The sequence below is a fragment of the Stutzerimonas chloritidismutans genome (assembly GCF_038562055.1).
GTDB classification, from domain to species: Bacteria; Pseudomonadota; Gammaproteobacteria; order Pseudomonadales; family Pseudomonadaceae; genus Stutzerimonas; species Stutzerimonas chloritidismutans_A.
In genome coordinates this window covers 241,290-265,075 of sequence record NZ_JBCFXD010000006.1, presented here as the reverse complement: position 1 = coordinate 265,075, position 23,786 = coordinate 241,290, and the positions used below count along the sequence as shown (strand labels likewise).

The 23,786-nt window shown below is 60.4% G+C and carries 24 protein-coding genes; 12 read left to right on the top strand and 12 right to left on the bottom strand.

The window, feature by feature from the left end; all coding sequences use genetic code 11:
• Positions 1-18 precede the first annotated feature (18 nt).
• From AAGW23_RS12050 to AAGW23_RS12040, 3 genes are read right to left on the bottom strand one after another with little or no spacing between them, the layout of a single operon-like run.
• Positions 19-1,224 (bottom strand): tryptophan--tRNA ligase, encoded by a 1,206-nt coding sequence (locus AAGW23_RS12050; protein ID WP_342406747.1) that lies wholly within the window; start codon positions 1,222-1,224, stop codon positions 19-21.
• 46 nt (positions 1,225-1,270) lie between these two features.
• Positions 1,271-1,894 carry an L-threonylcarbamoyladenylate synthase gene (locus AAGW23_RS12045; protein ID WP_342406717.1) on the bottom strand — a complete coding sequence of 208 codons (624 nt, stop codon included), beginning with the start codon at positions 1,892-1,894 and terminating at the stop codon, positions 1,271-1,273.
• Positions 1,895-1,907: 13 nt separating this feature from the next.
• A complete protein-coding gene (locus tag AAGW23_RS12040) occupies positions 1,908-2,774 on the bottom strand; it encodes a PHP domain-containing protein (protein ID WP_342406716.1) in 867 nt (288 codons plus the stop codon).
• Between the two features lie 180 nt (positions 2,775-2,954).
• Between AAGW23_RS12040 and AAGW23_RS12035 the strand changes: the two genes are divergently transcribed.
• From AAGW23_RS12035 to AAGW23_RS12010, 6 genes are all read left to right on the top strand, one after another.
• On the top strand, positions 2,955-3,536 hold the full coding sequence (locus AAGW23_RS12035; RefSeq protein WP_342406746.1) for a septation protein A: 582 nt from the start codon (positions 2,955-2,957) through the stop codon (positions 3,534-3,536).
• 9 nt (positions 3,537-3,545) lie between these two features.
• Positions 3,546-3,845, top strand: coding sequence for a YciI family protein (locus AAGW23_RS12030; RefSeq protein ID WP_102834504.1), 300 nt, complete (start codon positions 3,546-3,548; stop codon positions 3,843-3,845).
• 87 nt (positions 3,846-3,932) lie between these two features.
• Entirely contained in the window at positions 3,933-4,319 is a 387-nt protein-coding gene (locus tag AAGW23_RS12025) for a hypothetical protein (RefSeq protein WP_342406715.1), read from the top strand.
• Between the two features lie 17 nt (positions 4,320-4,336).
• Positions 4,337-5,014 (top strand): response regulator transcription factor, encoded by a 678-nt coding sequence (locus AAGW23_RS12020; RefSeq protein WP_342406714.1) that lies wholly within the window; start codon positions 4,337-4,339, stop codon positions 5,012-5,014.
• Between the two features lie 144 nt (positions 5,015-5,158).
• Positions 5,159-5,563, top strand: a complete 405-nt coding sequence (locus tag AAGW23_RS12015; RefSeq protein ID WP_342406745.1) for a Spy/CpxP family protein refolding chaperone — start codon at positions 5,159-5,161, stop codon at positions 5,561-5,563.
• 73 nt (positions 5,564-5,636) lie between these two features.
• Positions 5,637-6,986, top strand: coding sequence for a HAMP domain-containing sensor histidine kinase (locus tag AAGW23_RS12010; protein ID WP_342406713.1), 1,350 nt, complete (start codon positions 5,637-5,639; stop codon positions 6,984-6,986).
• 1 nt (position 6,987) lies between these two features.
• Here AAGW23_RS12010 and AAGW23_RS12005 read toward each other — a convergent pair whose 3' ends face one another.
• Both AAGW23_RS12005 and AAGW23_RS12000 read right to left on the bottom strand, forming a co-directional pair.
• The gene (locus AAGW23_RS12005; RefSeq protein WP_342406712.1) at positions 6,988-7,554 is read right to left on the bottom strand and encodes a nitroreductase; all 567 of its coding nucleotides are present in this window, start codon (positions 7,552-7,554) and stop codon (positions 6,988-6,990) included.
• A 124-nt stretch (positions 7,555-7,678) separates the two neighbouring features.
• Positions 7,679-8,050 carry a YkgJ family cysteine cluster protein gene (locus AAGW23_RS12000; protein ID WP_342406711.1) on the bottom strand — a complete coding sequence of 124 codons (372 nt, stop codon included), beginning with the start codon at positions 8,048-8,050 and terminating at the stop codon, positions 7,679-7,681.
• A 189-nt stretch (positions 8,051-8,239) separates the two neighbouring features.
• Here AAGW23_RS12000 and AAGW23_RS11995 point away from each other — a divergent pair, with 189 nt between their 5' ends.
• Positions 8,240-9,691: a TrkH family potassium uptake protein gene (locus AAGW23_RS11995; protein ID WP_342406710.1), complete on the top strand. Its 1,452-nt coding sequence runs from the start codon at positions 8,240-8,242 to the stop codon at positions 9,689-9,691.
• Positions 9,692-9,696: 5 nt separating this feature from the next.
• On the opposite strand, the gene AAGW23_RS11990 is transcribed toward AAGW23_RS11995, so the two are convergent.
• The 3 genes from AAGW23_RS11990 to AAGW23_RS11980 all read right to left on the bottom strand — a co-directional run bounded on the left by AAGW23_RS11990 (position 9,697) and on the right by AAGW23_RS11980 (position 12,218).
• Positions 9,697-10,137 (bottom strand): nucleoside deaminase, encoded by a 441-nt coding sequence (locus AAGW23_RS11990; RefSeq protein ID WP_342406709.1) that lies wholly within the window; start codon positions 10,135-10,137, stop codon positions 9,697-9,699.
• A 42-nt stretch (positions 10,138-10,179) separates the two neighbouring features.
• The gene (locus tag AAGW23_RS11985) at positions 10,180-11,109 is read right to left on the bottom strand and encodes a DUF808 domain-containing protein (protein ID WP_342406708.1); all 930 of its coding nucleotides are present in this window, start codon (positions 11,107-11,109) and stop codon (positions 10,180-10,182) included.
• A 107-nt stretch (positions 11,110-11,216) separates the two neighbouring features.
• Positions 11,217-12,218: an AraC family transcriptional regulator gene (locus AAGW23_RS11980; protein WP_342406707.1), complete on the bottom strand. Its 1,002-nt coding sequence runs from the start codon at positions 12,216-12,218 to the stop codon at positions 11,217-11,219.
• 175 nt (positions 12,219-12,393) lie between these two features.
• Here AAGW23_RS11980 and AAGW23_RS11975 point away from each other — a divergent pair, with 175 nt between their 5' ends.
• The 4 genes from AAGW23_RS11975 (at position 12,394) to AAGW23_RS11960 (ending at position 16,171) form a co-directional block, all read left to right on the top strand.
• Positions 12,394-12,711: an Mpo1-like protein gene (locus tag AAGW23_RS11975; protein WP_342406706.1), complete on the top strand. Its 318-nt coding sequence runs from the start codon at positions 12,394-12,396 to the stop codon at positions 12,709-12,711.
• 173 nt (positions 12,712-12,884) lie between these two features.
• Complete coding sequence (locus AAGW23_RS11970) at positions 12,885-14,273, top strand: adenylate/guanylate cyclase domain-containing protein (protein ID WP_342406705.1); 1,389 nt, start codon at positions 12,885-12,887, stop codon at positions 14,271-14,273.
• Between the two features lie 80 nt (positions 14,274-14,353).
• On the top strand, positions 14,354-15,121 hold the full coding sequence (locus tag AAGW23_RS11965) for an AraC family transcriptional regulator (RefSeq protein ID WP_342406704.1): 768 nt from the start codon (positions 14,354-14,356) through the stop codon (positions 15,119-15,121).
• Between the two features lie 141 nt (positions 15,122-15,262).
• A complete protein-coding gene (locus tag AAGW23_RS11960) occupies positions 15,263-16,171 on the top strand; it encodes a DMT family transporter (RefSeq protein WP_342406703.1) in 909 nt (302 codons plus the stop codon).
• Between the two features lie 33 nt (positions 16,172-16,204).
• Here the strand turns inward: AAGW23_RS11960 and AAGW23_RS11955 are convergent, their stop codons facing one another.
• Positions 16,205-16,489, bottom strand: a complete 285-nt coding sequence (locus AAGW23_RS11955) for a SelT/SelW/SelH family protein (protein ID WP_342406702.1) — start codon at positions 16,487-16,489, stop codon at positions 16,205-16,207.
• A 74-nt stretch (positions 16,490-16,563) separates the two neighbouring features.
• Here AAGW23_RS11955 and AAGW23_RS11950 point away from each other — a divergent pair, with 74 nt between their 5' ends.
• On the top strand, positions 16,564-18,744 hold the full coding sequence (locus AAGW23_RS11950; protein WP_342406701.1) for a patatin-like phospholipase family protein: 2,181 nt from the start codon (positions 16,564-16,566) through the stop codon (positions 18,742-18,744).
• A 30-nt stretch (positions 18,745-18,774) separates the two neighbouring features.
• Here AAGW23_RS11950 and AAGW23_RS11945 read toward each other — a convergent pair whose 3' ends face one another.
• The 3 genes from AAGW23_RS11945 to recQ all read right to left on the bottom strand — a co-directional run bounded on the left by AAGW23_RS11945 (position 18,775) and on the right by recQ (position 23,746).
• Positions 18,775-20,739, bottom strand: coding sequence for a FimV/HubP family polar landmark protein (locus tag AAGW23_RS11945; RefSeq protein WP_342406700.1), 1,965 nt, complete (start codon positions 20,737-20,739; stop codon positions 18,775-18,777).
• A gap of 278 nt (positions 20,740-21,017) precedes the next feature.
• A complete protein-coding gene (locus tag AAGW23_RS11940; RefSeq protein ID WP_342406699.1) occupies positions 21,018-21,455 on the bottom strand; it encodes a MarR family transcriptional regulator in 438 nt (145 codons plus the stop codon).
• 167 nt (positions 21,456-21,622) lie between these two features.
• Positions 21,623-23,746 carry a DNA helicase RecQ gene (gene recQ, locus AAGW23_RS11935; RefSeq protein WP_342406744.1) on the bottom strand — a complete coding sequence of 708 codons (2,124 nt, stop codon included), beginning with the start codon at positions 23,744-23,746 and terminating at the stop codon, positions 21,623-21,625.
• Between the last annotated feature and the right edge of the window lie 40 nt (positions 23,747-23,786).

Here is a 23,786-nt window from a genome sequence, read left to right as displayed (position 1 = left end):
CCGGCGCCCGAATAGGCTCTAGCGATAATTCAGACCCATGGCCTGACGCACAACCACCAGGGTCTCGCGTGCTTCGTCGCGGGCCTGCTCAGCGCCTTCGGCGAGAATGCTGCGCACCAGATCCGCATTCGCCTCGTAGTCCTGAGCCCGTTCCTGCAGCGGTACTAGCTCGAGCTTGATGGCATCGATGAGTGGCGCCTTGCATTCCAGGCAGCCGATGCCCGCAGTGCGACAGCCCTGCTCCGCCCACTGGCAAACCTCTTCTACCGAATGGGCCTGGTGCATTTGCCACACCGGACAACGCGTCGGCTCCCCCGGATCATGGCGATGAACGCGTGCCGGATCGGTTGGCATGCGCTTGATCTTTTCCTCAATATCAGCCGGCGTGTCGCGCAAAAAGACGGAATTGCTGGCCGACTTGGCCATCTTTCCACCGTCCAGCCCAGTCACCTTGGGGGCATCGCTGAGCAGCGCCTGCGGTTCGGGTAACAACAACCTGCCGCTCCCTTCCAGATAGCCAAACAGGCGTTCCTGGTCGCCAATGGTGATGGTCTGCTGATCCTTGAGCAGCGCTCGGGCGGTATTCAGCGCCTCGAGATCACCCTGTTCCTGGTAGCTCTTGCGCAGACTGGCGTAGAGCTTGGAGCTTTTCTTGCCGAGCTTGCGCACCGCCGCTTCAGCCTTGACCTCGAAATCCTCTTCGCTGCCGTACAGATGGTTGAAGCGTCTGGCGACATCGCGCGCAAACTCGATATGCGGCAACTGATCGGCGCCAACAGGCACGACGCCAGCGCGATAAGCGAGGATATCCGCGGCCTGCAGCAACGGGTACCCGAGGAAGCCGTAGGTGCCGAGGTCTTTGTGCTGCGCATCGAGCTGCAGCTCCTTGTAGGACGGCACGCGCTCCAGCCACGCCAGCGGGCAGATCATCGAAAGTAGCAGGTGCAGTTCGGCATGCTCGGGCACCTGCGACTGAACGAACAACGTGGCAGAACTCGGGCTGACCCCGGCTGCCAGCCAATCGATTGCCATCTCATGAACGTTGCGTGCGATGTCCGTGCCTGCAGCGTAATCGGTGGTCAGTGCATGCCAGTCGACGATGCAGAAAAAACATTGGTACTCATGCTGCATTCTGACCCAGCTCTTCAGCACGCCGTGATAGTGGCCGAGGTGGAGACGGCCATTAGGCCGCATTCCGGAGACTACACGTCGCTGCGAATCCATGGCGCTCAAAAGGGTTTCCTTCGTAGATTTGAAAAAGGCGAACGGTTCAGCCGGCGAACGGCGCGGGGTCGCCGCACCCGACCCGTATCACTTCAGGATCGCCATCCACCAAGCTGATGACGGTTGACGCTTCGACGCCACCGTAACCGCCGTCGATGATCAGGTCTACCTGATGCTCCAGTGCATCGCGCATTTCGTAAGGGTCGCTCATCGGTTCGGTTTGACCAGGGAGGATCAGGCTGACGCTCATCAATGGCTCACCCAGCTCGGCTAGCAGCGCCTGCGCAATCGGCTGAGCAGGCACGCGCAGGCCAATGGTACGGCGCTTCGGATGCAACAGCATGCGCGGCACCTCCCGCGTGGCGCTGAGAATGATGGTGTAAGGCCCTGGCAGATGTGTCTTGAGCAGGCGGAAAGCGGCAGTATCCACCTTCGCGAACAATCCGAGCTGGGACAAGTCGCGACAGACCAGCGTGAAATTATGTTTATCGTCCAACTGACGCAGGCGGCGAATGCGCTCGATGCCGGTTTTGTTTCCCATCGAGCAACCCACAGCGTAGGAAGAGTCGGTGGGGTAAACCACCACGCCGCCGCTGCGAATGATTTCTACGGCTTGCTTGATCAGCCTGGCCTGCGGATTGTCTGGGTGTATCTGAAAGAACTGGCTCATGGGAACTCCCTGTTCAGCGGCCAACAGACGCGCCGGGTTCGTGATCAAAAGAAGTCCAAAGCGGTCGCAAGTCGTCAGGCAGGGCTCTGTACATACCCAGCTCCGACCAGTCGCCTGGCGCATGGAAATCACTGCCGATGCTTGCCATCAGCCCGAACTCCCGCGCCAGGATCGACAAGCCACCCACCTGCTCCAACGGTTGCATACCGTTGACCACTTCCAGCGCATGACCGCCCGCCTGGGCGAATTCGCTTATCAGTCGACGTCGTTTGCTGCGGGTGAAATCGTACTGCCAAGGATGCGCCAAACTGATCCATGCGCCGGCGTCGCGCAAGGTGCATACGGTTCGCTCAAGCGTTGGCCAATGCTGTTTGACGTCTCCCAGCTTGCCGGAGCCGAGCCACTTGCGGAATGCCTCGGCGCGGTCGCGCACATGCCCGGCACGCACGAGATAATCCGCAAAATGAGGGCGTGCCGGCGCGTTGCCGCTATCCCCCAGCTCCTGCTGAATGGCCCGGGCACCGTCCAGCGCACCGGGCATCCCCTTGGCCTCGAGGCGCTGAGCAATCGTCTCGGCGCGCTGCCAGCGGCCCGCGTGCAACTCGCCGATAGCCTGTTGCAGCGCAACAGCATCACGGCGAAACGCATAACCCAGCACATGGATGGTGGCGCCATTCCAGACACAGGACAGCTCGATGCCATTGACCAACCGGACACCCAGCGCATCAGCAGCGGCGCGGGCATCATCGAGCCCTTCGAGGGTATCGTGATCGGTCAGCGCAAGCAGTTCGATGCCACGCGCATGGGCTCGCTGCACCAGCACGTCGGGCGCAAGCACGCCGTCGGAGGCGGTGCTATGGCAATGCAGATCAACAATCATTCGAAACAGATTCTCCAGGGGGCTTGGCCACTCACAGCGTGTGACCGCCAGCGCCAGCACTCGTGCCGTCGTCCAGTTTGCCAAAGCTTGCGCAATGTCTTGGAAACGGCAAGCAGACAGCGTTCCGCTAAAAGCGCGGTTTGTTATTATGCCGGGCACATCTGCCCTCTGGCTTGCCTCGTGAAACAAATCATCGACTTCGTTCCGCTGCTGCTGTTCTTCATCGCCTACAAAATCGCGCCTACAACGATCGACATCGCGGGTTTCAGCCTAGACGTCGGCGGCATATTCAGCGCAACAGCAGTGCTGGTCGTCAGCTCAGTCATCCTCTACGGCGTTTTATTCATCCATCAGCGGCGACTTGAAAAAAGCCAGTGGCTGACCTTGGCGGCTTGCTTGTTGTTCGGCGGGCTGACCTTGGCGCTGCACAGCGAAGCGATTCTCAAATGGAAAGCGCCGGTACTGAACTGGCTGTTCGCGCTGGCCTTCACTGGTAGCCACTTCATCGGCGACAAGCCACTGATCCAACGGATGATGGGGCATGCCGTCCGCTTGCCGGCAGCACAATGGACCCAGCTCAATGTCGCCTGGATTCTGTTCTTCCTCGTTTGCGGCTTCGCCAATCTCTTCGTTGCCTTCATCTATCCCGCAATCTGGGTAGACTTCAAAGTCTTTGGCAGCCTCGGCCTGACGCTGCTGTTCATGGCTGGCCAGGCCCTATATCTGGTGCGACACATGCAACCCGAACCTGAAGAATCATAGGAATCCATTATGCTCTACGCCATCATCGCCAGCGATGTACCCAACTCACTGCAGGACCGTCTCGCCTCGCGCCCCGCTCATCTGGCACGTCTCGACCAGCTTAAAAGCGAGGGCCGACTCGTATTGGCTGGCCCGCATCCGGCAGTGGATAGCAATGACCCAGGCGCAGCCGGCTTTACCGGCAGCTTGGTTGTCGCCGAGTTCGATTCTCTCCAGGCCGCTGAACAGTGGGCGGCGGCCGACCCCTACAAAGCCGCAGGCGTATATGGCGATGTCATCGTCAAGCCTTTCAAGCAGGTTTACCCCTAAGTCGATCGGCTGACGCCGCCCCCTGCAGTAGCGCTGTCTTCGCCACGGCCCTACAGAGAATCAACCGTTGAGGAAAAAGGAGTTCCGATGCGCCAAGGTCCGCTGTTTTTGCTGATTGCTCTAGGTTTCGCCACACCCTTGCTGCAGGCCGAAGAAGCCCCCATCGAGCCCCCCGCCGAACGGCAGGTCGAGCTGGAGCATCGCCTGAGCGACAATCAGCAGCAACGGGAGGCGATCAAGCAAAACCTCGACGCCGCCAGTGTGGCGGGCAAGGCTCAGCTGTTAAGACTGCGCCAGGAAAACCAGCGACTGCGCCTGCAGCTTGAACAAGAACAAGCGCAGACACCGGTGCAACCGCCACTGCTAAACGACCAGCAACAGTGGTTCGCGGTTGGGGGCGGCGTGGGCGTGCTGGGCTTTCTGCTTGGCGTCCTGACAACCCGCGGCCGCCGCCGCCGTCAATGGCTCAACTGAATCGACACGAGCGAACCATGAGCGAATTGCTGCTGATAGACGATGACCAGGAGCTCTGCGAGTTGTTGGTCAGCTGGCTGGCCCAGGAAGGCTTTGTCGCCCGCGCCTGCCATGACGGCCAGAGCGCCCGTGCTGCGCTGGCCGAACACCAACCCGCCGCAGTCGTGCTCGATGTGATGCTGCCTGACGGCAGTGGTTTGGAATTGCTTAAGCAGCTGCGTAGCGAACATCCCGACCTGCCAGTCCTGATGCTTTCTGGGCGAGGCGAACCACTTGACCGCATCCTGGGCCTGGAGCTGGGCGCCGACGACTACCTTGCCAAGCCCTGCGATCCACGCGAGCTGACCGCTCGCCTGAAAGCCGTTCTACGCCGTAGCCAGCCGGCCAGCACGCCGACTCAACTCGAGTTGGGTGATCTCTGGTACAGCCCCGCACGCGGCGTGGCCAGCGTCGGCGACCATGAAGTCACACTCACCCTCTCCGAAGGCCGCATTCTCGAAGCACTTCTTGGTCAGCCCGGCGAACCTATTGAAAAGCAGGCATTGGCGCAGCTGGCCCTGGGCCGCAAGCTCACTCTTTACGACCGCAGCCTGGACATGCACGTCAGCAATCTGCGCCGCAAACTCGGCCCCCATCCAGACGGCCGCCAGCGGATAGTTGCCTTGCGCAGCCGTGGCTACCTCTACGCATCCTGAGCGGCCTTTACCCAGCCTTTACCCAGCACTGACTGCCGTTGACCTTGCGCGCCCTAGACTGAGCTCATCCGGTCGATGCCAGCTGAGGCGCCCTCGATGGGCGCCCAACCGGTGACCGGTTCCCATATCAAGGAGAAACTCATGATGCGCAAGACCCTGATCGCCGTACTCTTCGCCTCCACCCTGCCCACCATTGCCATGGCCATGCCGGAGAACGGTCAGCGCCATCATGGTGGCAACCACTCGCCTTTCGAGCAGCTCGACCTGACCAAGGAGCAACGCAACGAGATGCGCCAACTGATGGGTCAGCAGATGAAAAGTCATCGCGAGATCACTCATCGGTACCTGAACAAGCTGCCCGAAGCCGATCGCAAAGCCATGCAGGACGAACTGAGCGCCAACCAGGAAAAAACCCAAAAACAGGTGCGTGATCTACTCAAGCCTGAACAGCAGAAGAAGTTCGACGAGCTGCACGAAAAGATGGCAGCCAAGCGCGCCGACCGCGCTGAATTCGAACAGTGGAAAGCCGAACGCGATCAACAGAACTGACCCACAAACACGCAAAACCGCCCGGCGCGCCATGAGCCACGCGCACCGGGCTTTTCTTTGGAGTACATGACCGGTGCGATCACTGTTCTGGCGCATCCTTGCGACGTTCTGGCTAGCCATTGCGCTTGTAGCAGGCTTGGCCATGCTCCTCGGTCATGCGCTGAACCAAGACACTTGGATTCTCAACCGTCACCCCGGCGTGAACGGCCTGGCCGAAGTGTGGACCAAGGTCTATGAGCGCCAGGGGCCGATCACTGCACAGTTTCTTCTCGAGCGACATCGAAACCGCTTCGGTGTCGACGTGCAGGTTCTGGCCGAGAACGGCCAGCCCATCATCCGCGGCACCTTCCCTGCTCGCGCCGCCGCCTTCGAAGCGCGACAGGAACACCGCGACGGCCGCCTCCCCTGGCGGCGGCTGACGACCGATTACACCAGCCCAGAGACCGGCAATACCTATCTGTTCATCTACCGCATCCCTAATCAGGAGCTGCAGGCCTGGCACCGGGGGAGTCTCTTCTGGCCCCTGAGCGCACTCGCCATCGCCTTGGTCGTTCTGACGGGGTTCAGCTTGCTGCTGACCCTTTCGATTACCCGCCCGCTTGATAGGCTTCGCGGCGCCGTACACGACCTGGGGCAGACCACCTATCAGCAGAACTCGCTGGCGCGCTTGGCCAACCGACGGGACGAGTTGGGTGTGCTTGCCAAAGACTTCAACCGCATGGGCGCCCGATTGCAGAGCCTGATCGGTAGCCAGCGGCAGCTACTGCGTGACGTGTCCCATGAGCTGCGTTCACCGCTGGCACGCTTGCGGATAGCGCTGGCACTGGCAGAACGCGCCACGCCGGCCGAACGCGAGGCGATCTGGCCGCGGCTGGCCAAAGAATGTGATCGGCTGGAGGCCCTGATCAGCGAGATTCTGGAGTTAGCCAGACTCGACGCCGACCCCGGCCTACCGAACCCCATCAACCTGCAATCCATGTTTGAGCAGCTTGAGGAAAACGCACGTATCGTCTCGCCGAATCAACGTATTGACTGTCACGTTGAAACCGAAACCCAGTTGCTAGGCTGGCCGGACATGCTCGAGCGCGCCCTCGACAACTTGTTGCGCAATGCCCTGCGCTTCAATCCGGAAGGAGAGCCAATCGAACTGCGAGCGAGCAGCGACGGTCTGAACCTGCTATTGAGCGTCCGCGACCACGGCCCTGGCGTAGACGGAGCCCACCTCGCTCAGCTGAGCGAACCCTTCTTTCGCGCACCGGGACAGACCACGGCGGGACACGGATTGGGCCTGGCTATCGCTCGCCGGGCCGCTGAACGGCATAACGGCGAGCTGCTGCTGGGCAATCACCCGGACGGTGGTTTCATCGCTACGCTGAAGCTGCCGCTGAACCCGGCTGACGACACTCGTCAGAACGCGAAGTGAGCTAGCGTGCGCCAGACCACTCAGTGACGAACTGCTGCGGCTCCATCACCGGAGGGGTCCGCAGCGTACCCTCGGGGGTGCCGACGTAAATGAACCCCAGAATCTGCTCGTCACCGGTCAGCCCCAGCGCCTTCGTCAGATACGAATCGTAAGCGAAATCACCGGTACGCCACACGGCCCCGAGGCCCTGAGCGTGCGCAGCCAGCAACAAACCATGCGCAGCGCAGGAAACTGCAAGCACTTGCTCGGAACCAGGCACCTTCGGGTGCGGCTGTACTCGGGCGATGACCACCACCAGCAGCGGTGCACGCAACGGCATTTTGCGGGCTTTGAGCAACGCATCCTCGCTCGCCTCAGGCGAGCGCACACGCAGCGACTCAGCCATCAACTGTCCCAACCGGTCGCGGGCTTCGCCTTGCACCGTCAAGAAGCGCCACGGACGCAGCTGACCATGATCAGGCGCACGCAGGGCCGCACGAAACATCACGTCCAGCTGAGCCGGTGTTGGCGCAGGATCGGTAAGCCGCGTGACAGACACGCGGGTGAGCAACAGGTCGAGAGCTTCCATCCGACTACCTCCGAAAATCAATCGGACATTCTAGAGCCCAGAGCCGTTCGTTTGGCAGCACAGTTGAAGCAAGCGTCGTATTGGCTGACCGCTCTGACGATCAGCGCTCCGACTACCGACGCCCTCAGGCTACCCGATCAGGCGCAAGCTGCGGTTCCAGCGGGGGCATCAGCGGCGGAAGACCGTGGGCGGCGCGAGCCGTGTCGCAATGGGCGTTATGTTGACCGTCGACCCAGGATGCTTCGAATTCGCGACAGGTGCTCGAGCGCTGCTCATACAGGGTGCAACGCACGCCGCAGCCCACATCGCCCATCAGCCCGACGCAACGCGCGGGACTGGATTGCGTCCCAAGCATGGCAACGTGAAACGGGCTGACCTGCACGGTTGCGCTGTCAGGAACGACACCGCCGGACGAGGCACACTCGCCCCAAAAGAACGACACACGAAAATACGCGCAGCAGGCGCCGCACGTCAGGCAGGGATTGTCGATGGACATGGAAGGAGAACACTCAGAAACCGGCAAAGGGCCGGCACCGGGCGGCTATTCTATTCATCGCAACGAACTTGGGAAGAGGCCGGCCAGGGGCGTTACAAAAGATTTTTCCACACGCCGATAGCCGGTTTACTGCCGCAGCGACAGGCGTAGAATGGCGGCCTCATTTTTCGAGCCGAGCAGCAATCACACATGGCCTTGCCGACCCTGCGCATCATCGGTTTCATTCTCGGCATTTTCCTGATCACACTCGCAGTCAGCATGGTCATTCCGATGGTCACGCTGTTTGCGTTTGACCGAACAGACGATCTTCAAGCGTTTCTGTGGTCCAGTCTGATCACTTTTGGCTGCGGTTTTGCGCTGGTTGCACCAGGTCGACCGGCCAATACCAACCTGCGCCCGCGCGACATGTATTTTCTGACCACGGTTAGCTGGGTAATTGTGTGCTGCTTCGCCGCCCTGCCGCTCATGCTCATCCAACACATCAGCTATACCGATGCGTTCTTTGAAACCATGTCCGGCATCACCACCACCGGTGCGACCGTACTCTCCGGTCTCGATAGCGCCTCACCGGGTCTGCTTATTTGGCGATCATTGCTGCACTGGCTTGGCGGTATCGGCTTCATCGGCATGGCAGTCGCCATTCTGCCGCTGTTACGCGTTGGCGGTATGCGACTGTTCCAGACCGAATCATCTGACTGGTCAGAAAAAGTCATGCCGCGTTCACACATGGCCGGCAAGTACCTGATCGTTATCTACCTGGTCTTTACGCTGGCCGCCTTCATCGCATTCTGGCTAGCAGGAATGAGCGGATTCGATGCGATCAACCATGCAATGTCCACCGTGGCGACTGGCGGCTATTCGACCTCTGACGCATCGCTCGGCAAGTTCGGTCCAGCCACGCATTGGGTTGCGATCTTCTTCATGATTTTAGGCAGCTTGCCGTTCACCCTGTACGTAGCCACCGCCCGCGGCGACCGCCGGGCACTGTTTGGGGATCAGCAGGTTCGTGGGTTTCTGGTGATGCTCACGGCAACGAGCCTGTTATTCAGCCTGTGGTATTGGTTCAACCATGAAGACAGTCTTCTCGACTCGCTGCGGATAGTGACATTCAGCGTCGTATCGGTCATCACGACCACCGGCTATGCCGTCAGCGATTACACCCAATGGGGTGGTTTTGCGGTCATGGTGTTCTTCTATCTCACTTTCCTCGGTGGTTGTTCCGGGTCTACGTCCGGCGGCTTGAAGATGTTTCGTTTTCAGGTCGCCTACACCCTGCTGCGCTCGAACCTCAAGCAACTGGTTCACCCACGGGCGGTCATCCGCCAACAGTACAACGGGCATAATCTGGACGAGGAAATTGTCCGTTCGATCCTGACATTTTCATTCTTCTTTACCATGACCATTGGTGTGCTGGCCCTGTGTCTGGCATTGCTTGGGCTGGACCCGATTACCGCGCTCACGGGCGCCGCGTCAGCGGTGTGCAACGTAGGTCCGGGGCTTGGACCGATCATAGGCCCGGCGGGCAATTTCTCAACGCTACCCGATGCCGCCAAGTGGTTATTATCCGTCGGCATGCTGCTCGGCCGACTGGAAATCATCACCATGCTGGTGATGCTGACCCCTTCGTTCTGGCGCCACTGACGGGCTCATGTCTCGCCGATATCCTCGTTCCACAGTTCGGGGCTGTCGGCGATAAAACGGCGCATCATCTCGACACAACTCGCCTCCTGCAGCACCTCAACCTCAACGCCTCTGCCGCGCAGCAACAGCTCCTCGCCCATGAAGGTCTGGTTCTCGCCGATCACCACCTTCGGTATGCCATACAGCAGAATCGCCCCGCTGCACATGGAACAGGGCGACAGCGTCGTATAGAGGGTGGATTCGGCGTAGACGCTGGCCGGTTGCCGGCCGGCGTTTTCGAATGCGTCCATTTCCCCGTGCAGCACCGCGCTGCCTTGCTGAACCCGCCGGTTATGCCCTCGGCCAATGATTCTGCCCCGGTGGACGATCACCGAGCCAATCGGAATACCGCCGTCGGACAGCCCCTTCTGCGCTTCGTCGATTGCGGCCTGCATGAACTCATCCATTCACGGTGCTCCTTCGGTCTTGCTGGATAGTAGGAATCGCCATTAGGCGGTTTCGGATCGACGCTTGAACAGCCGCTTACCCAGCTCGACAACTGCAAATACCAGGCCGCCGGCGAGTATCCCGAAGGCGGCGTCCAGCAGCGTCGGCAACAGCCCGGCCAGAACCGTTCCGATGTAGGGCAGCGCCACGGTGTGTTCCGCGCTGTTCTCGATGAGGTGGTGAATAACCTTAAAGCCGTGAGTCAGAATGCCGCCGCCGACCATAAACATGGCGGCCGTACCGATCACTGACAGGGACTTCATCAGCCAGGGCGCGACCGAGAGGATGGCACGGCCGAGCGACTGCGCGAAGGAACTGCTGGTTTTGGTCAGCGCCAGGCCCGCGTCATCGAGCTTGACGATGCCGGCGACCAAGCCGTAGACGCCGATGGTCATGATGATCGCTATGCCCGCCAGCACGACGATCTGTTCGATAAAGGTAGCGGCAGCAACCGTACCCAGTGTGATGGCGATGATCTCGGCAGACAAAATGAAATCGGTGCGCACCGCCCCGCTGATCTTGTCGCGCTCGAACGCCACCATGTCGACGTTCTCATCGGCCAGCGCCTTGATCTGCTCTGCATGGTGATCCTGATCGCGGTGCAGGAACCGGTGTGCCAGCTTTTCGAATCCTTCGAAGCAGAGAAACGCACCGCCCAGCATAAGCAGCGGCGTAATGGCCCATGGGATGAATGCGCTGATCAGCAGCGCAGCCGGCACCAGAATCAGCTTGTTGCGCATGGAGCCCTTGGCCACGGCCCAGACCACCGGCAGCTCGCGGTCCGCATTGACGCCGGTTACCTGCTGAGCATTGAGCGCCAGATCGTCTCCGAGCACGCCGGCAGTTTTCTTTGCCGCGACCTTGGTCATCAGGGATACGTCGTCCAGGACCGAAGCGATATCGTCGATCAAGGCAAGAAGGCTACTGGCCAATGCGGGTCATCCTTAAGGTATCGGCAAAAAGCGGCACAGATGCGCCGCGGTCATATGTACGCAAGCTAAGGCTATGGCAGCAAAGCACAAGTTCCAGCATGGGCGCTTCAATGCTGTGCGCGGTATTCGCCAGGTGTCATCGCGAACCAGCGCTTGAAGGCGCGGAAGAAATTGCTTGGATCGGCAAAGCCCAGTAGATAAGCCACTTCCAGCAACGCGAAATCTGCACGCGCCAGGTATTGCTGGGCAAGCGCGCGCCGGGTGTCGTCGAGCAACTGCTGGAAGCTCGTGCCCTCCTCGTCCAGCCTCCGCTGCAATGTACGCTCGGACAGTTGCAGCGTCTGCGCTACCGTTTCGCGCCGCGGTTCACCCTGCGGCAACAGGCGGCAGATTACCTGCCGTGCCCGATGCGTCACCCGATTGTCCGAGAAGCGCGCCAGGTAGTCGCCGGCAAACCGGTCGTGCAGCAGAGCCAGTTCGGCATTCGCAGTAGGTAGTGGAATATCCATATCAATGTGGCGCATCAGCAAGCCGTGGCTGTCGGCATTGAAGCGTAGCGGCGCTTGAAACATGGCCTGGTACGGTTCGACATCCGCAGGTCGCGGGCCCTGGAGATAGACTTCGAGCGGGACCAGTGGCTTGCCGGTCAGCCAGCGACAGAACGCAAGCGTACTGGCCAGGGAACCGTCTGCGCTCTGGCGGGCGGGTGGCAGCTGATCACCATGGATCGCCAAGGTCAACAAGGCGCCGCGATCAGTTGGTCCGAACTGCAGGTCCGCACCTTCGGCAATGATGCGCTGATACCGCACCAGACGCTGGAAGCTGTCCCTGAGCGTGCTACTGGACATCAGTGCATAGCCGACCACATGCATCGCACCAGGGCGCATCACTTTAGCCAGATTCAAGCCGATTGCAGCGTTCCCGGTAATCTCCACTGCGCGCTGCCAGAGCCGCGTCATGCCGTCCTGGGCAAACCGGGCATCGGGATCGTTCAGTGCGCAATAGTCGAGCCCAAGCTCGCTGAACAGCGCCTTGCAGTCGAGACCCTCGAGCTCAAGCGCCTGGACAATGCTCAAGGCCCAGCTCGAGGACGTGGTGCGTTCTGTCATTAATCAATTCGCTCAGAATCAGGCTTTATTACATGGCGCGCCGTCATAACGACGACCCGCGCAGTTTCAACCGCCGGGGAATGGCACACAAGGCTACTAAACTGGCATCTGGAGTCAGTGGCCTATGTTGCCGAAGGTTCTAGACTCCAACGACCACAATGACAGGAGGTGCGGCATGAGCACGCGAACCGCCGAACGCTTCACTCGCTTTGCAGATTTTTATCCGTTCTACCTGGCCGAGCACAGCAACCCCACCTGCAGACGGCTGCACTACATTGGCAGCTTGCTGGTACTGGCAATCCTCGCCTACGCAGTAATCACCGAGCAGTGGTTATGGCTGCTGGCGATGCCATTGGCCGGCTATGGGTTTGCTTGGGTCGGTCATTTCATTTTCGAGAAGAACCGTCCGGCGACATTTCAGTACCCGCTGTACAGCTTTCTCGGCGACTGGGTAATGCTCAAGGACATGCTTACCGGAAAGATTCGATTCTGATTGATAGGTCATGTGCCGTTGCTGCGGCAGCGGCTCTCGGTCACGGAATGGACCGGCGGTTTGGCGCAGTGCTGGCGACTTGGTTATGATCACCGAGCCAGCGCCGGTCGATGCGCTGCAGCCTCTCACGGCGCGTTCTAGAGCGTCGGCATCTTTCAGGGATAGCAACCATCATGTCAACCGTGACCGGTGAACGACGTAACGGCCTCGCGACTCGTCCATTGCGCGAGTACTACGCCCGAGTCTTCGCCTATCTGATCTGTTCCGCCACGCTCGCTGCTGGTGCCTATACCCAGCAGTTTGGGCTCGACCTCTTGTGGATGGTGCCTTACACGCTGCTGTATCCGCACTTCGCCTATCACCTCAGCTATCGATTTAAACGCGACCACCCAGAGGCAACTTCCCAAACCCTTCTATGCCTCGATGCCCTGAACGCGGGCGCCGGAATCGTTCTTCTCGGAGGCAGCCTCGTACCGAGCCTGATGTTTATGCTGACGCTGAGTTTCAGCGCACTGGTGGTCGGCAGCCTGCGCCATCTGTTAATGACGCTGTTAATGGTCTGCATCGGCGCCGGACTGACCAGCCTATTGGTACCTTTGCGTTTCGAAGGTGTCAGCTCGGTTCTGGTATCCACAGTCAGCATCCTGCTCACCACGCTCTACGTGTGCGTAACGGCTTACTACGTCCACCAGCAGGGCATCCGTCTGGCGCAGGCACGCAGCGAAGTGGAGGCCCAACAGGCTAAAGCGGCGCGACTGGCCCGAAGCCTGGCCAAATACCTGTCACCGCAGGTATGGGAATCGATCTTCTCCGGCAAGCGCACCGTGCGTCTTGAAACTCAACGCAAGAAGCTCACCGTGTTCTTCTCTGACATCAAAGGCTTCACTGAGCTCTCGGAAGAACTGGAAGCCGAAGCCCTCACCGACCTGCTCAACACCTACCTCAACGAGATGTCGAAAATCACGCTCAAGTACGGCGGCACCATCGACAAGTTCGTTGGCGACTGCGTGATGGTGTTTTTTGGCGACCCCACCAGCCAGGGCGCGAAAAAGGACGCCGTGGCAGCGGTTTCGATGGCTATTGCCATGCGCAAGCACATGAAGGTCCTTCGTCAGCAGTGGCGCAGCCAAGGCATTACAAAGCCGATGGAAATTCGCATGGGCATCAACACCGGCTACTGCACAGTCGGCAACTTCGGCGCCGACACCCGAATGGACTACACCATCATCGGTCGCGAAGTGAATCTGGCGAGCCGCCTGGAAAGCTCCGCCGAGGCCGGTGAGATCCTCATTTCCCACGAAACCTATTCGCTGGTCAAAGACGTCATCATGTGCCGCGACAAAGGCCAGATCACGGTTAAGGGCTTTACCCGCCCGGTACAGATCTACCAAGTGGTGGACTTCCGTCGCGACCTCGGCGCCACCAACAGCTTCGTCGAGCACGAGTTGCCCGGCTTCTCGATGTACCTGGACACCAATGGCGTGCAGAATTTCGACAAGGAGCGTGTCATCCAGGCGCTCAACCAGGCCGCTGAAAAGTTGCGCGATAAGGTCATCATGTAGCGACCGCCAGGTCCGGCACGGGCCCGATCGCCATCACTCACCAATACCGGCCGGCGCTCCGCATGCAGTCGAGGTCTACCATGCCGCCCATCCTTTCCTTACGTCATTACAACCGTGACCAGATCACCCATAGCCATGAGCACACGCAGCTGGTCTTCGGCCTGCGAGGACGGTTGGATTTCGAGGTTGATGGCAATGGCAGCCGCATCCAACAACAGCTTCTGGCCGTCGTGCCCCGTGACACACGGCATGCCTGCGACAGCGCCGAGGGCAGTCTGTGTCTGGTCCTCGACATCCCGGATGGTGACTGGCTACGGCGACAACTCGGCCACCACGCCGATTCGGCGCAGCGGCTGCTCGAACGACCTGCTGCCCTGCACCTGAGCCAGACGCAAAGCCAACTGGTGGGCTGGCTCGCTGCCAGCCCCATCAACGACCCGATCATCAGCGAGCAAGGCGCTGCCCTCTTGCTGGCGAGCCTCGCCGTCGGCTGCGAACCCATTGCTCGGCAACACCCGCTGCCGATCGCGGCGTTGCAGGACTTCGTCGATCGGCATCTGTCACATCCACTCGAGGTAAAGGATCTTGCACGGTCGGTGGGCCTTTCGGTGCAGCGATTCCACGCACGCTTTGTCAGCGAAACGGGGCTCACGCCGCAGGCATTCATTCGACGTCGACGCCTGCATCAGGGCCGTGAGTTGCTGCTCAGCACTCCGCTCGCAGTAGGCGAGATTGCAGCGCGGGTAGGTTATGCCTCGCAAAGCGCCTTTACCGCAGCGCTTAGCCGCCAGTTCGGCATCACCCCACGTGAGGTCCGACGCGAGTCGCTCGACAAACCGCAAGCGTGACGCGACAGACCATTCGCCTCGCACGGCCTACCATGAATCTTCACTGATGCAGATGCGTAAACGCATGCTATCGCGAGGCTTCATGAATCATTTCAGCTCATCCGCCCCCCATCTTCGGTCTGCTCCGCTGGACCTCAGACCATGACCCATCGCAACGCCCTGTTGGCGATTCACCTCGGCGCACTGATGTTCGGGTTGTCCGGTGTGTTCGGCAAGCTGGCGGCGAGCACGCCTTTGATCATCACCCTCGGCCGAGCCGGCTTCGCCGTCGTGGCGTTGCTGCTGGCCGCACAAATGCTTCCTAATAAAGGCACGCAGCCAACCGCACGCCAGCGGTTCGGACTGCTGCTCGGCGGGCTGCTGCTCGGCGGACACTGGCTGACCTTTTTTCTGGCCGTAAAGGTCGCTGGAGTTGGCATCGCTACGCTGGGCTTCGCCAGTTTTCCCGCGTTTGCCATCCTGCTCGAGGGCGTGCTGTTTCGTGAGCGTACACGCCCTGTCGAGTTCGGCTTGGTCGCGCTGGTCTGCGTCGGTCTGCTGCTGGTGACCCCGCAGTTCGATCTCGGTAGCCAGAGCACGCTGGGTCTGCTCTATGGGATCGTTTCCGGGTTGATGTTCGCCTTGCTTTCCCTGCTCAACCGGGCAGTCACCCGCGACGTAGACCCGGTCCAGGCCGCGCTCTGGCAGAACGGCACCATCCTCCTGTGCCTTCTGCCGTTCACCTGGACGTCCCTGCCGGCCGTCCCAGCCATGGACTGGCTGTGGCTGAGCTTACTCGGCGTGTTTTGTACGGGCCTTGCACACAGCCTGTTCGTGGCGAGCCTGAAGGTATTGAAGGCCCGGACCACTGCGGTGATCTTCGCGCTGGAACCGGTCTATGGCATCACCATCGCCTGGTGGTTGTTCAATGAACAACCCACGGCAAGGATGCTCGTCGGCGGCGCCTTGATCATCCTCGCCTCGGTCATTACCAGTCGGCTGAAAACACCGGCAGTTACCAACGCCGCCACGCCCTTGGCAAAAGCTGCACAAGTACGAGAGCTGCGCTAGAAGAATGGAGATGTCGCTGAAATTACGGAAGGCTCAGGGCCGGTAGTTATGCCCCAGATTCCGATCTGGATCGATTTGGTCCCTCACCCGTTGTTTCAAGCTCTTGGCTTCGGGAAAGCCGCCGTCCAGTTTGCGCTCCCAGATCTGCACTCCGTCGCAGGTGATGTGAAAGGTTCCTCCCGTTGCAGGCACCAGCGACACCTTGCCGAGGTCATCCGAGAAGGTCGATAGCAGTTCCTGGGCCAACCAGGTTGCGCGCAACATCCACTGGCACTGAGTGCAATAGGTGATGACAATTTCAGGCTTGGTATCGGCCATGTCGAGGCGCTCGGGTAGCTGAGGGGACGCCTATAATAGCCGCCATTTCACGTCAGCTTGTCCGGTGTGCCTTCATGTCTCGTCTCCTCTTTCTGCTGATGCTGCTCGCCCCCCTCGCAGGCTTTGCCGACACTCAGCCGCGTACGGGTCTGGTGTTGTCAGGCGGAGCCGCGAGGGGCCTGGCGCACATCGGTGTGCTCAAAGCGCTGGAAGAGCAAGGCGTGCAGGTCGATGCGATTGCGGGGACCAGCATGGGGGCCGTGATCGGCGGTCTGTATGCCGCCGGCTACAGTGTCGATGAACTGGAAAAGCTAGCGCTCGAATTGGACTGGCAGCAGGTGCTCTCCGACGATCCTCCGCGCGAGGACATCCCCTTCCGACGCAAGCAGGACGACCGAGACTTCCTGGTCAAACGCAAGCTGAGCTTTCGCGACGATGGCAGCCTCGGCCTGCCTCTCGGCGTTATCCAAGGGCAGAACCTGTCGCTGCTGCTCGAGCGACTGTTGGTTCACGCCAGTGACACCCGTGACTTCGACCGGCTACCCATCCCGTTTCGCGCTGTTGCAACGGATATCGCCAATGACGAGAAGGTGATCTTTCGCAGCGGCCACTTGCCTCAGGCCATTCGCGCCAGCATGTCGATCCCGGCAGTTTTCGCCCCGGTCGAAATCGACGGCCGGCTGCTGGTCGACGGAGGCATGGTCGACAACATCCCCATGGATGTTGCGCGGGACATGGGCGTGGACCGGCTGATCGTGGTGGACATCGGCACCCCGCTTCTGCCCCGCGAGCAGCTGCTCACTGTCGTCGACGTGCTCAACCAATCGACCACCATGATGACCCGACGCAACTCAGAAGCGCAGCTGGCCACCCTGCGTCCGGAGGACCTGCTGGTGCAACCGATGCTGGCAGGGTTCGGCTCGACTGATTTCGCAAGAGCCGAGCAGCTAATCGATGCCGGTTATCGTGCCGCCGATGCCTTGGGTGCGCGGCTGGCTACCATGCGCAGCGAAAGCGGCGGCAACCTTTCGCTGAGCCTCGCCCGTTCGGCCGAGCCGCGAAACCCGCTGATCAGCGCCGTGCGCATCGAGAACGATTCCAAGGTCAGCGATGCGGTGGTACGCCGACATATCCGTCAGCAGGCCGGCGAGCGACTGGATTTGCAGGGCCTGCAGAAGGACATGGGCACGCTGTACGGACTCGATTACTTCGAACAGGTCGAGTACCGAGTGGTCCACGACAAGCTTGGCAATACGTTGGTCATCACGACCCGCGAGAAGCGCTCCGGCACCGATTACCTGCGCCTTGGGATCAATCTCTCGGATGATTTTCGTGGCGATAGTGCCTTCAACATTGGCGCGAGTTTCCGCAAGAACGGCATCAATCAACTCGGTGCCGAGTGGCTGACGCGCCTGCAGTTGGGCGATCACCAAGAGTTCTTCAGTGAGTTCTACCAGCAGCTGGACGCTGGCTCGCGATGGTTCGTTGCGCCCAACCTGTTTGCCGAAGCGCAGAACGTCGAAGCAATTCTGGATAACGATCCGATCGCCGAGTACCGCCTGCAACGTTATGGCTATGGGCTGAACCTAGGCCGGCAGATCGCCAATAACGGTGAAATCCGCTTCGGTGTAGGCCAGGCCTGGGGGGAAGCCGATGTCCGGGTCGGCGACCAGCAGCTCCCGGACTTCTCGTTCGAGGAAGGTTACTACCAACTGAAATATTCGTTCGACACGGTGGACGACGTCGACTTCCCTCGCGAGGGCGAGGACATTGGGCTCACCTTTCGCCAGTACGATCCTAGCCTGGGGGCCGATGGCCGCTATCGTCAGTGGGAATTCCGCCTGGACAAGGCCATCAGCTTTGGCCTGGACACCTTGGTATTTGGCGGACGCTACGGGCGCACACTGGATGATGCCGAGATCGTCACCTCCAGCTTTCTACTCGGCGGGGCGCGGCAGTTGTCTGGCTTCCGGCAAGATGCGCTGTCCGGGCAGAACATCAGCCTGGCGCGGATGATCTACTTCCGCCGAATGACGCCGCGCTCGTTCCTGCCGCTGGATTTTCCGTTGTACCTGGGCGCATCGCTCGAGCGAGGCCGCGCCTGGAACAACGACAACGCTTTCGACAGTGGCTATATCAACGCCGGCAGCGTGTTCGTCGGCTACGAAACACCTTTGGGCCCGCTGAACTTCAGCTACGGCCTGAATGACGAAGCCGAGCGCGCGCTGTATCTGAATCTAGGACGCAGCTTCTGATTGCTGCGCCCTTGCAATACTTCAACGCTATCAGCCGATCATTGCCAGCAACTCGTTGACCTGCCGCCGCTGCGCTTCATCGCCCTCCGTCGCGAGGGTTTCGAGAATGCTGCACGCACTCTCCATGTCACCCTGTTTAATATACGCAACGGCCTGGTTAAGACGAATCAGATGTTCAGGGTTCGGCTCTAGCTGGCGCAACTCCTCGGCCGTGGGCTTCGACTCGACCGGCTCGGCATTGCCGAGCAACGATGTCAGCTCGCCAAGCGTCAGCGCTTCATCGAAGCCATCGATCAATGGTTGCGCGGGGTAAGACTGCCTGGCCTCCGCCGCTGAACTTTGCAGGGCGGGAGCGGATGCAGCATCCAAAAAGTCCGCGGCCGACGATTCGTCCAGAACAAACGTGATATCCGGATCCAGCAAAGCCTCAGTGTCCGTTTTGGCTGCAGCAACTGCCGAAGCCAGCGCGGGATGCAACGCGAGCAGCTGATCGAGCTGTGCATGCGAACCGCCGGCCTGCAAATAAGCTTCAGCTGCGGCACTATAGCCCTCGGCGTCACCTGCCTCAGCAAGAAGCCCGAGATGACGAAGTCGAATATCGAGTTGTGCCGGCGCTCGCTCGATGCCGCGCGACAGCACGTCGATTGCTTCATCACGGCGGCCATAGGTGATGTATATATCTGCCGCTTCGAGCGCGTCGGTCTCGCTGACCGAGGCATGCGCCGGCTGACGAGGCATTTCTGGCGTCGCCGCCACAGCGACCGACGGTACGCGCGCCGGCTGTGCTGCAACCAGGGGCGCCGCATCCGGGTATTTGGGTTCAGGTTTTTTACGGCGACTGAACCACAAGCCGCCCATCAGCATGGAAATCAGAACGCCCCCGCCCGGCAACGTCCAGTCCTGCCAGCGGAATGACGGAACAGGTTCGGTTGGGGTCGACTCAGCCGCTGGCTGCTCGATCGGCTGGCTCTGCGGCGTTACCGCTGGCGCCGACTGTTGGCCAGCTAGCGAAGCGTCCGTCTGCGGAGTTCTTTGCTCGGCCAGTTGAGCAGTAACGGCTTCGAGCTGCAGCCGCATGTCGATGAGCATTTGCTTGAGCTGCTGATTCTCTTCACGGCTGGCAGCCAGTTCTTCGAACAACTGCCGGCGCAGCATCGCTACCTGATCATCAACAAGTGCCCGATCAGCAGGCACGGGCGCAGTTGGCTCGGCATAAGCTGCCAGCGGGCTCTGCACGATGGTCTCCGCTATTGGCGCTGGCGAAGCGGACTCTACGAGCTCTGCAGTGGCTTGTACGGCTACATCGGGCAGCAGCAGATCAGCGCCGGCCTTGAGACGCGCCGCATCACCACCGGCGAACGCATCGGGGTTCAGCGCGAGAATGTCGCGCATCAACTGGGCCTGTGCTGTCTGTGAGCCATCTGTGTAAGCGCCGGCGATGGTCCACAGGCTCTCGCCGCTCGCCACTCTGTGGCGCTGGCCCTGAGACGCCTGTGGCAACTCTGCAGACGGCACGAAACGCGTTGGCTCGACGGGCGCCGGCGTAGCCACGGCTTGCGGATTATTTACGAAGAAGCTGGTCGAGTTCTCGGGCGAACTCGGCATCGGGTCGAGCAGAACCGTGTACTCACGGAGCATCCGGCTTTTTGCTCGAGTGATCTCTACCAGAAAATTCAGATAAGGCTCGCGGACGGGCTTGTTGGACGCAACGCGGATGCGACTGCGATTACCGTCGATCACCGGTGTGAAGCGCAGATCCTGCAGAAACGCCGAACGCTCAACGCCGACCCGCGCAAAGTCAGCGCTGGAAGCCAACACGACACGAATGTCATCAGCGCTCAGATCGCCTACGTCCAGCAGATCAATCTCGGCACTCAGCGGCTGATTCAGTGCCGAATTGAGCGTGATGTCGCCCATACCCAGGGCAGAAACCATCCCCGAATAAATCAGTGAGCCAGAGGCCACTGTGAATAAGACTCGACGACCGAGTGCCATGACACCTCCGCTGGTGGCGCTCGGCGTGCTTGCTCGCCGGTCCACGGTTCGATTACTGAACTGTGACGCGGTTATCGACTGATGCAGCAGAAAGTAGAGGCAGTTCGTCGGCTTGCGCGTGAAAGCATTGTGCCATCATTCGCAAAACATAGCCTAACGTCAGAAGACAAACGGCAGTGAGGGGCAGTGTCTGGAATTGGTCGCGCAGATACTCGCTTTAAACCGTCGCGTTTTGCTTGCAAGCCTTCACGCACGAGGCAGTCGGGCCAGCACCACTATTAGCGTTTGGCTTTTATCAGGTTAGCCAGGATGCGTTCATGCACTTGCTGGCATTTGCGCAGATCCTCTTCGTCAATGCCATCGAAGAGCTCCTGACGAACCTGCGTGGAAATTGCCTCGATTCTCTGAATAAGAGGACGCGCCGGAGCACCGAGCGTGATCAGTTTGGCGCGACGATCACCGGGCGCCGGCTGGCGGTGGACCAGCCCTTGAGCTTCGAGACTGTCCAGCAACCGCGCCAGTGTCGGCCCTTCAACCGCAACGCTTTGAGCAAGCTCACGCTGTGTCGGGTCGTGATCGAACCGGGCCAGATGCAACAGCACCAACCATCGAGCCTGAGAAAGATCAAGATCTGCCAGACGTCGGTCCAGCTCGGCGCGCCAGCCACGCGAAAGTTGAGCCAACTGCATGGCGAAGCGGTGTTGGTCGGGATACATGGAGCGGTCTTTCCGGAAAAACTAATTATTAGTGAGCTAACCACAGCACCGAAAGACTGGCAAGGCTACCATTGGCTCGCGTACGTAACCCTGTGTTGCGGCGCCCCGCGCTAGCCGCTACGCCAAACAAGCGCAGCGGCAATACGCCGCACTGCACCGGTAGAACGCTAGAGCTCGAACTCCGCTTGCAGCGAGGCACGTACGCAGAACAGCACCGCTTCCGGGACGCGACCAGCGAACTGCTCGGCGACCGCAGCAACCGGAGGCAACTCCCCTTCACCGTCCAGGAATGCCTCCTGAATCTCACCGAGCAGCTCTTCTGGAAGGTCCAGCGCCTGCTCAAGGCTCAACTGCTGTTGGCCAATGGCTTCTGCAAGCATGGCGTAGACGTTTTTTTCGCTGCAATCGAGTTGCCGTGCGATCTGAGCAGGGGTCATTCCGGCACGTGCCAGCGTGATCAGCTCATGACGAACATCTGCAGGCGACTTGGCCACCGGCGCCGTACCCTGCAGGACTTCGAGAAAGGCTTCGCCATAACGCTCCAGCTTGCGTGCGCCCACGCCGCTGATGCGCGCCATATCGCTGAGCGTGCCGGGCTGGCTGCGAAGCATCTCAAGCAGCGTCGCGTCCGGGAAGATGACATAAGGTGGCACACCGTGCTCCTCGGCCAATTTGCGCCGCAGTGCCCGCAGCGCTTCCCAGGTCTCGCGCTCCTCGCTGCGCACCAACTGACTTGCCGCGCTGGCAGCCGACTTTGGCGCCTTGGTCGTCAGCTCTCGACGCAACTCAAGGGTAACCTCACCTCTGAGCAAGCTGCGGCAATTGTCGCTGAGTCGAAGGCCACCGAAACCTTCAAGATCGACGTCAGCCAGCCCACGGGCGACCAGCTGGCGAAACAGCGAACGCCACTCCCCTTCGGCCAGCGCCTTGCCTACGCCGAAAACGGACAGGTGTTGATGACCGAGACTGCGGATCTTGTCGTTGTCCCGACCTAGTAGGACGTCGACCAGATGGCCCACACCGTAGCGCTGGCCGCTGCGGTAGATCGCCGACAGGGCTTGCCGTGCCGGCTCGGTGGCATCCCAGGTCTGCACGCCGTCGACACAATTGTCGCAATGGCCGCAAGGCTCCGGCATCTGCTCATCGAAATAGGCCAGTAACACCTGGCGACGACAGCGAGTTTCTTCACATAGCGAAAGCATCGCGTCGAGCTTGTGTTGCTCGATACGCTTATGTCGCTCGTCACCGTCGGAGTTGTTGAGCATCTGCTTGAGGAAAATCACATCTTGCAGCCCGTACGCCATCCAGGCATCGGCAGGCAAACCATCTCGACCTGCGCGGCCGGTTTCCTGATAGTAGGCTTCTAGCGACTTCGGCAGGTCCAGGTGCGCGACGAAGCGCACATTGGGCTTATCGATGCCCATGCCGAACGCAATGGTTGCCACCATGATCAGGCCTTCCTCATTGAGAAAGCGCTTCTGGTGAAAGGCCCGTAGATCATTCGGCAAGCCGGCGTGGTACGGCAATGCCGGAAAACCCTGCTCGGTTAGGAAGGCGGCAATGTCATCGACCTTCTTGCGCGACATGCAATAAATGATGCCGGCGTCGCCGCGCCGCTCAGCCAGGAATGCCATCAGCTGCTTGCGCGGCTGCTCCTTAGGCACGATGCGATAGAAAATGTTTGGCCGATCAAAACTCGACAGGAATCGCTCGGCGTTCCCCAGATGCAAGCGCTGGACGATTTCCTCCCGCGTGCGCTTGTCAGCCGTGGCAGTCAGCGCGAGGCGTGGGACATTGGGGAAAAACTCAGCCAGCTGACCGAGTTGCAGATACTCGGGACGAAAATCGTGTCCCCACTGCGACACGCAGTGCGCCTCGTCGATGGCGAACAGACCGATCTGTAAGCGCTGCAGGAACGCCAGCATGCGAGGCTGAACCAGACGCTCCGGCGCCAGATAGAGCATTTTGATTTCGCTTCGACGTAACCGGTCGGCGATATCGCGCTGCTGTTCGGCCGTCAGGGTCGAGTTGAGCGCAGCCGCCGCAACACCCAGCTCTTCAAGCGTGGCCACCTGATCATCCATCAACGCAATCAGCGGCGACACCACCACAGCCAGGCCGTCGCGAAGCAATGCCGGCACCTGATAACAAAGCGACTTGCCGCCGCCTGTTGGCATCAGCACCAGCGCATCGCCGCCGTCGGCCACACGCTGGATGATCGCACCCTGGTTGCCACGAAATGCGTCGTAGCCGAATACATCTTTGAGAATGCGCTGTGCCTGATCGAGCATGCCGGTCTCCGAAACAAGACGCGCGAGTATACGCGACACG

Coding starts and splice junctions, on each gene's coding strand:
- AAGW23_RS12050 (WP_342406747.1), bottom strand. CDS start 1,224: ATGGATTCGCAGCGACGTGTAGTCTCCGGAATGCGGCCTAATGGCCGT.
- AAGW23_RS12045 (WP_342406717.1), bottom strand. CDS start 1,894: ATGAGCCAGTTCTTTCAGATACACCCAGACAATCCGCAGGCCAGGCTG.
- AAGW23_RS12040 (WP_342406716.1), bottom strand. CDS start 2,774: ATGATTGTTGATCTGCATTGCCATAGCACCGCCTCCGACGGCGTGCTT.
- AAGW23_RS12030 (WP_102834504.1), top strand. CDS start 3,546: ATGCTCTACGCCATCATCGCCAGCGATGTACCCAACTCACTGCAGGAC.
- AAGW23_RS12025 (WP_342406715.1), top strand. CDS start 3,933: ATGCGCCAAGGTCCGCTGTTTTTGCTGATTGCTCTAGGTTTCGCCACA.
- AAGW23_RS12020 (WP_342406714.1), top strand. CDS start 4,337: ATGAGCGAATTGCTGCTGATAGACGATGACCAGGAGCTCTGCGAGTTG.
- AAGW23_RS12015 (WP_342406745.1), top strand. CDS start 5,159: ATGCGCAAGACCCTGATCGCCGTACTCTTCGCCTCCACCCTGCCCACC.
- AAGW23_RS12005 (WP_342406712.1), bottom strand. CDS start 7,554: ATGGAAGCTCTCGACCTGTTGCTCACCCGCGTGTCTGTCACGCGGCTT.
- AAGW23_RS12000 (WP_342406711.1), bottom strand. CDS start 8,050: ATGTCCATCGACAATCCCTGCCTGACGTGCGGCGCCTGCTGCGCGTAT.
- AAGW23_RS11995 (WP_342406710.1), top strand. CDS start 8,240: ATGGCCTTGCCGACCCTGCGCATCATCGGTTTCATTCTCGGCATTTTC.
- AAGW23_RS11990 (WP_342406709.1), bottom strand. CDS start 10,137: ATGGATGAGTTCATGCAGGCCGCAATCGACGAAGCGCAGAAGGGGCTG.
- AAGW23_RS11980 (WP_342406707.1), bottom strand. CDS start 12,218: ATGACAGAACGCACCACGTCCTCGAGCTGGGCCTTGAGCATTGTCCAG.
- AAGW23_RS11975 (WP_342406706.1), top strand. CDS start 12,394: ATGAGCACGCGAACCGCCGAACGCTTCACTCGCTTTGCAGATTTTTAT.
- AAGW23_RS11970 (WP_342406705.1), top strand. CDS start 12,885: ATGTCAACCGTGACCGGTGAACGACGTAACGGCCTCGCGACTCGTCCA.
- AAGW23_RS11965 (WP_342406704.1), top strand. CDS start 14,354: ATGCCGCCCATCCTTTCCTTACGTCATTACAACCGTGACCAGATCACC.
- AAGW23_RS11960 (WP_342406703.1), top strand. CDS start 15,263: ATGACCCATCGCAACGCCCTGTTGGCGATTCACCTCGGCGCACTGATG.
- AAGW23_RS11955 (WP_342406702.1), bottom strand. CDS start 16,489: ATGGCCGATACCAAGCCTGAAATTGTCATCACCTATTGCACTCAGTGC.
- AAGW23_RS11950 (WP_342406701.1), top strand. CDS start 16,564: ATGTCTCGTCTCCTCTTTCTGCTGATGCTGCTCGCCCCCCTCGCAGGC.
- AAGW23_RS11945 (WP_342406700.1), bottom strand. CDS start 20,739: ATGGCACTCGGTCGTCGAGTCTTATTCACAGTGGCCTCTGGCTCACTG.
- AAGW23_RS11940 (WP_342406699.1), bottom strand. CDS start 21,455: ATGTATCCCGACCAACACCGCTTCGCCATGCAGTTGGCTCAACTTTCG.
- recQ (WP_342406744.1), bottom strand. CDS start 23,746: ATGCTCGATCAGGCACAGCGCATTCTCAAAGATGTATTCGGCTACGAC.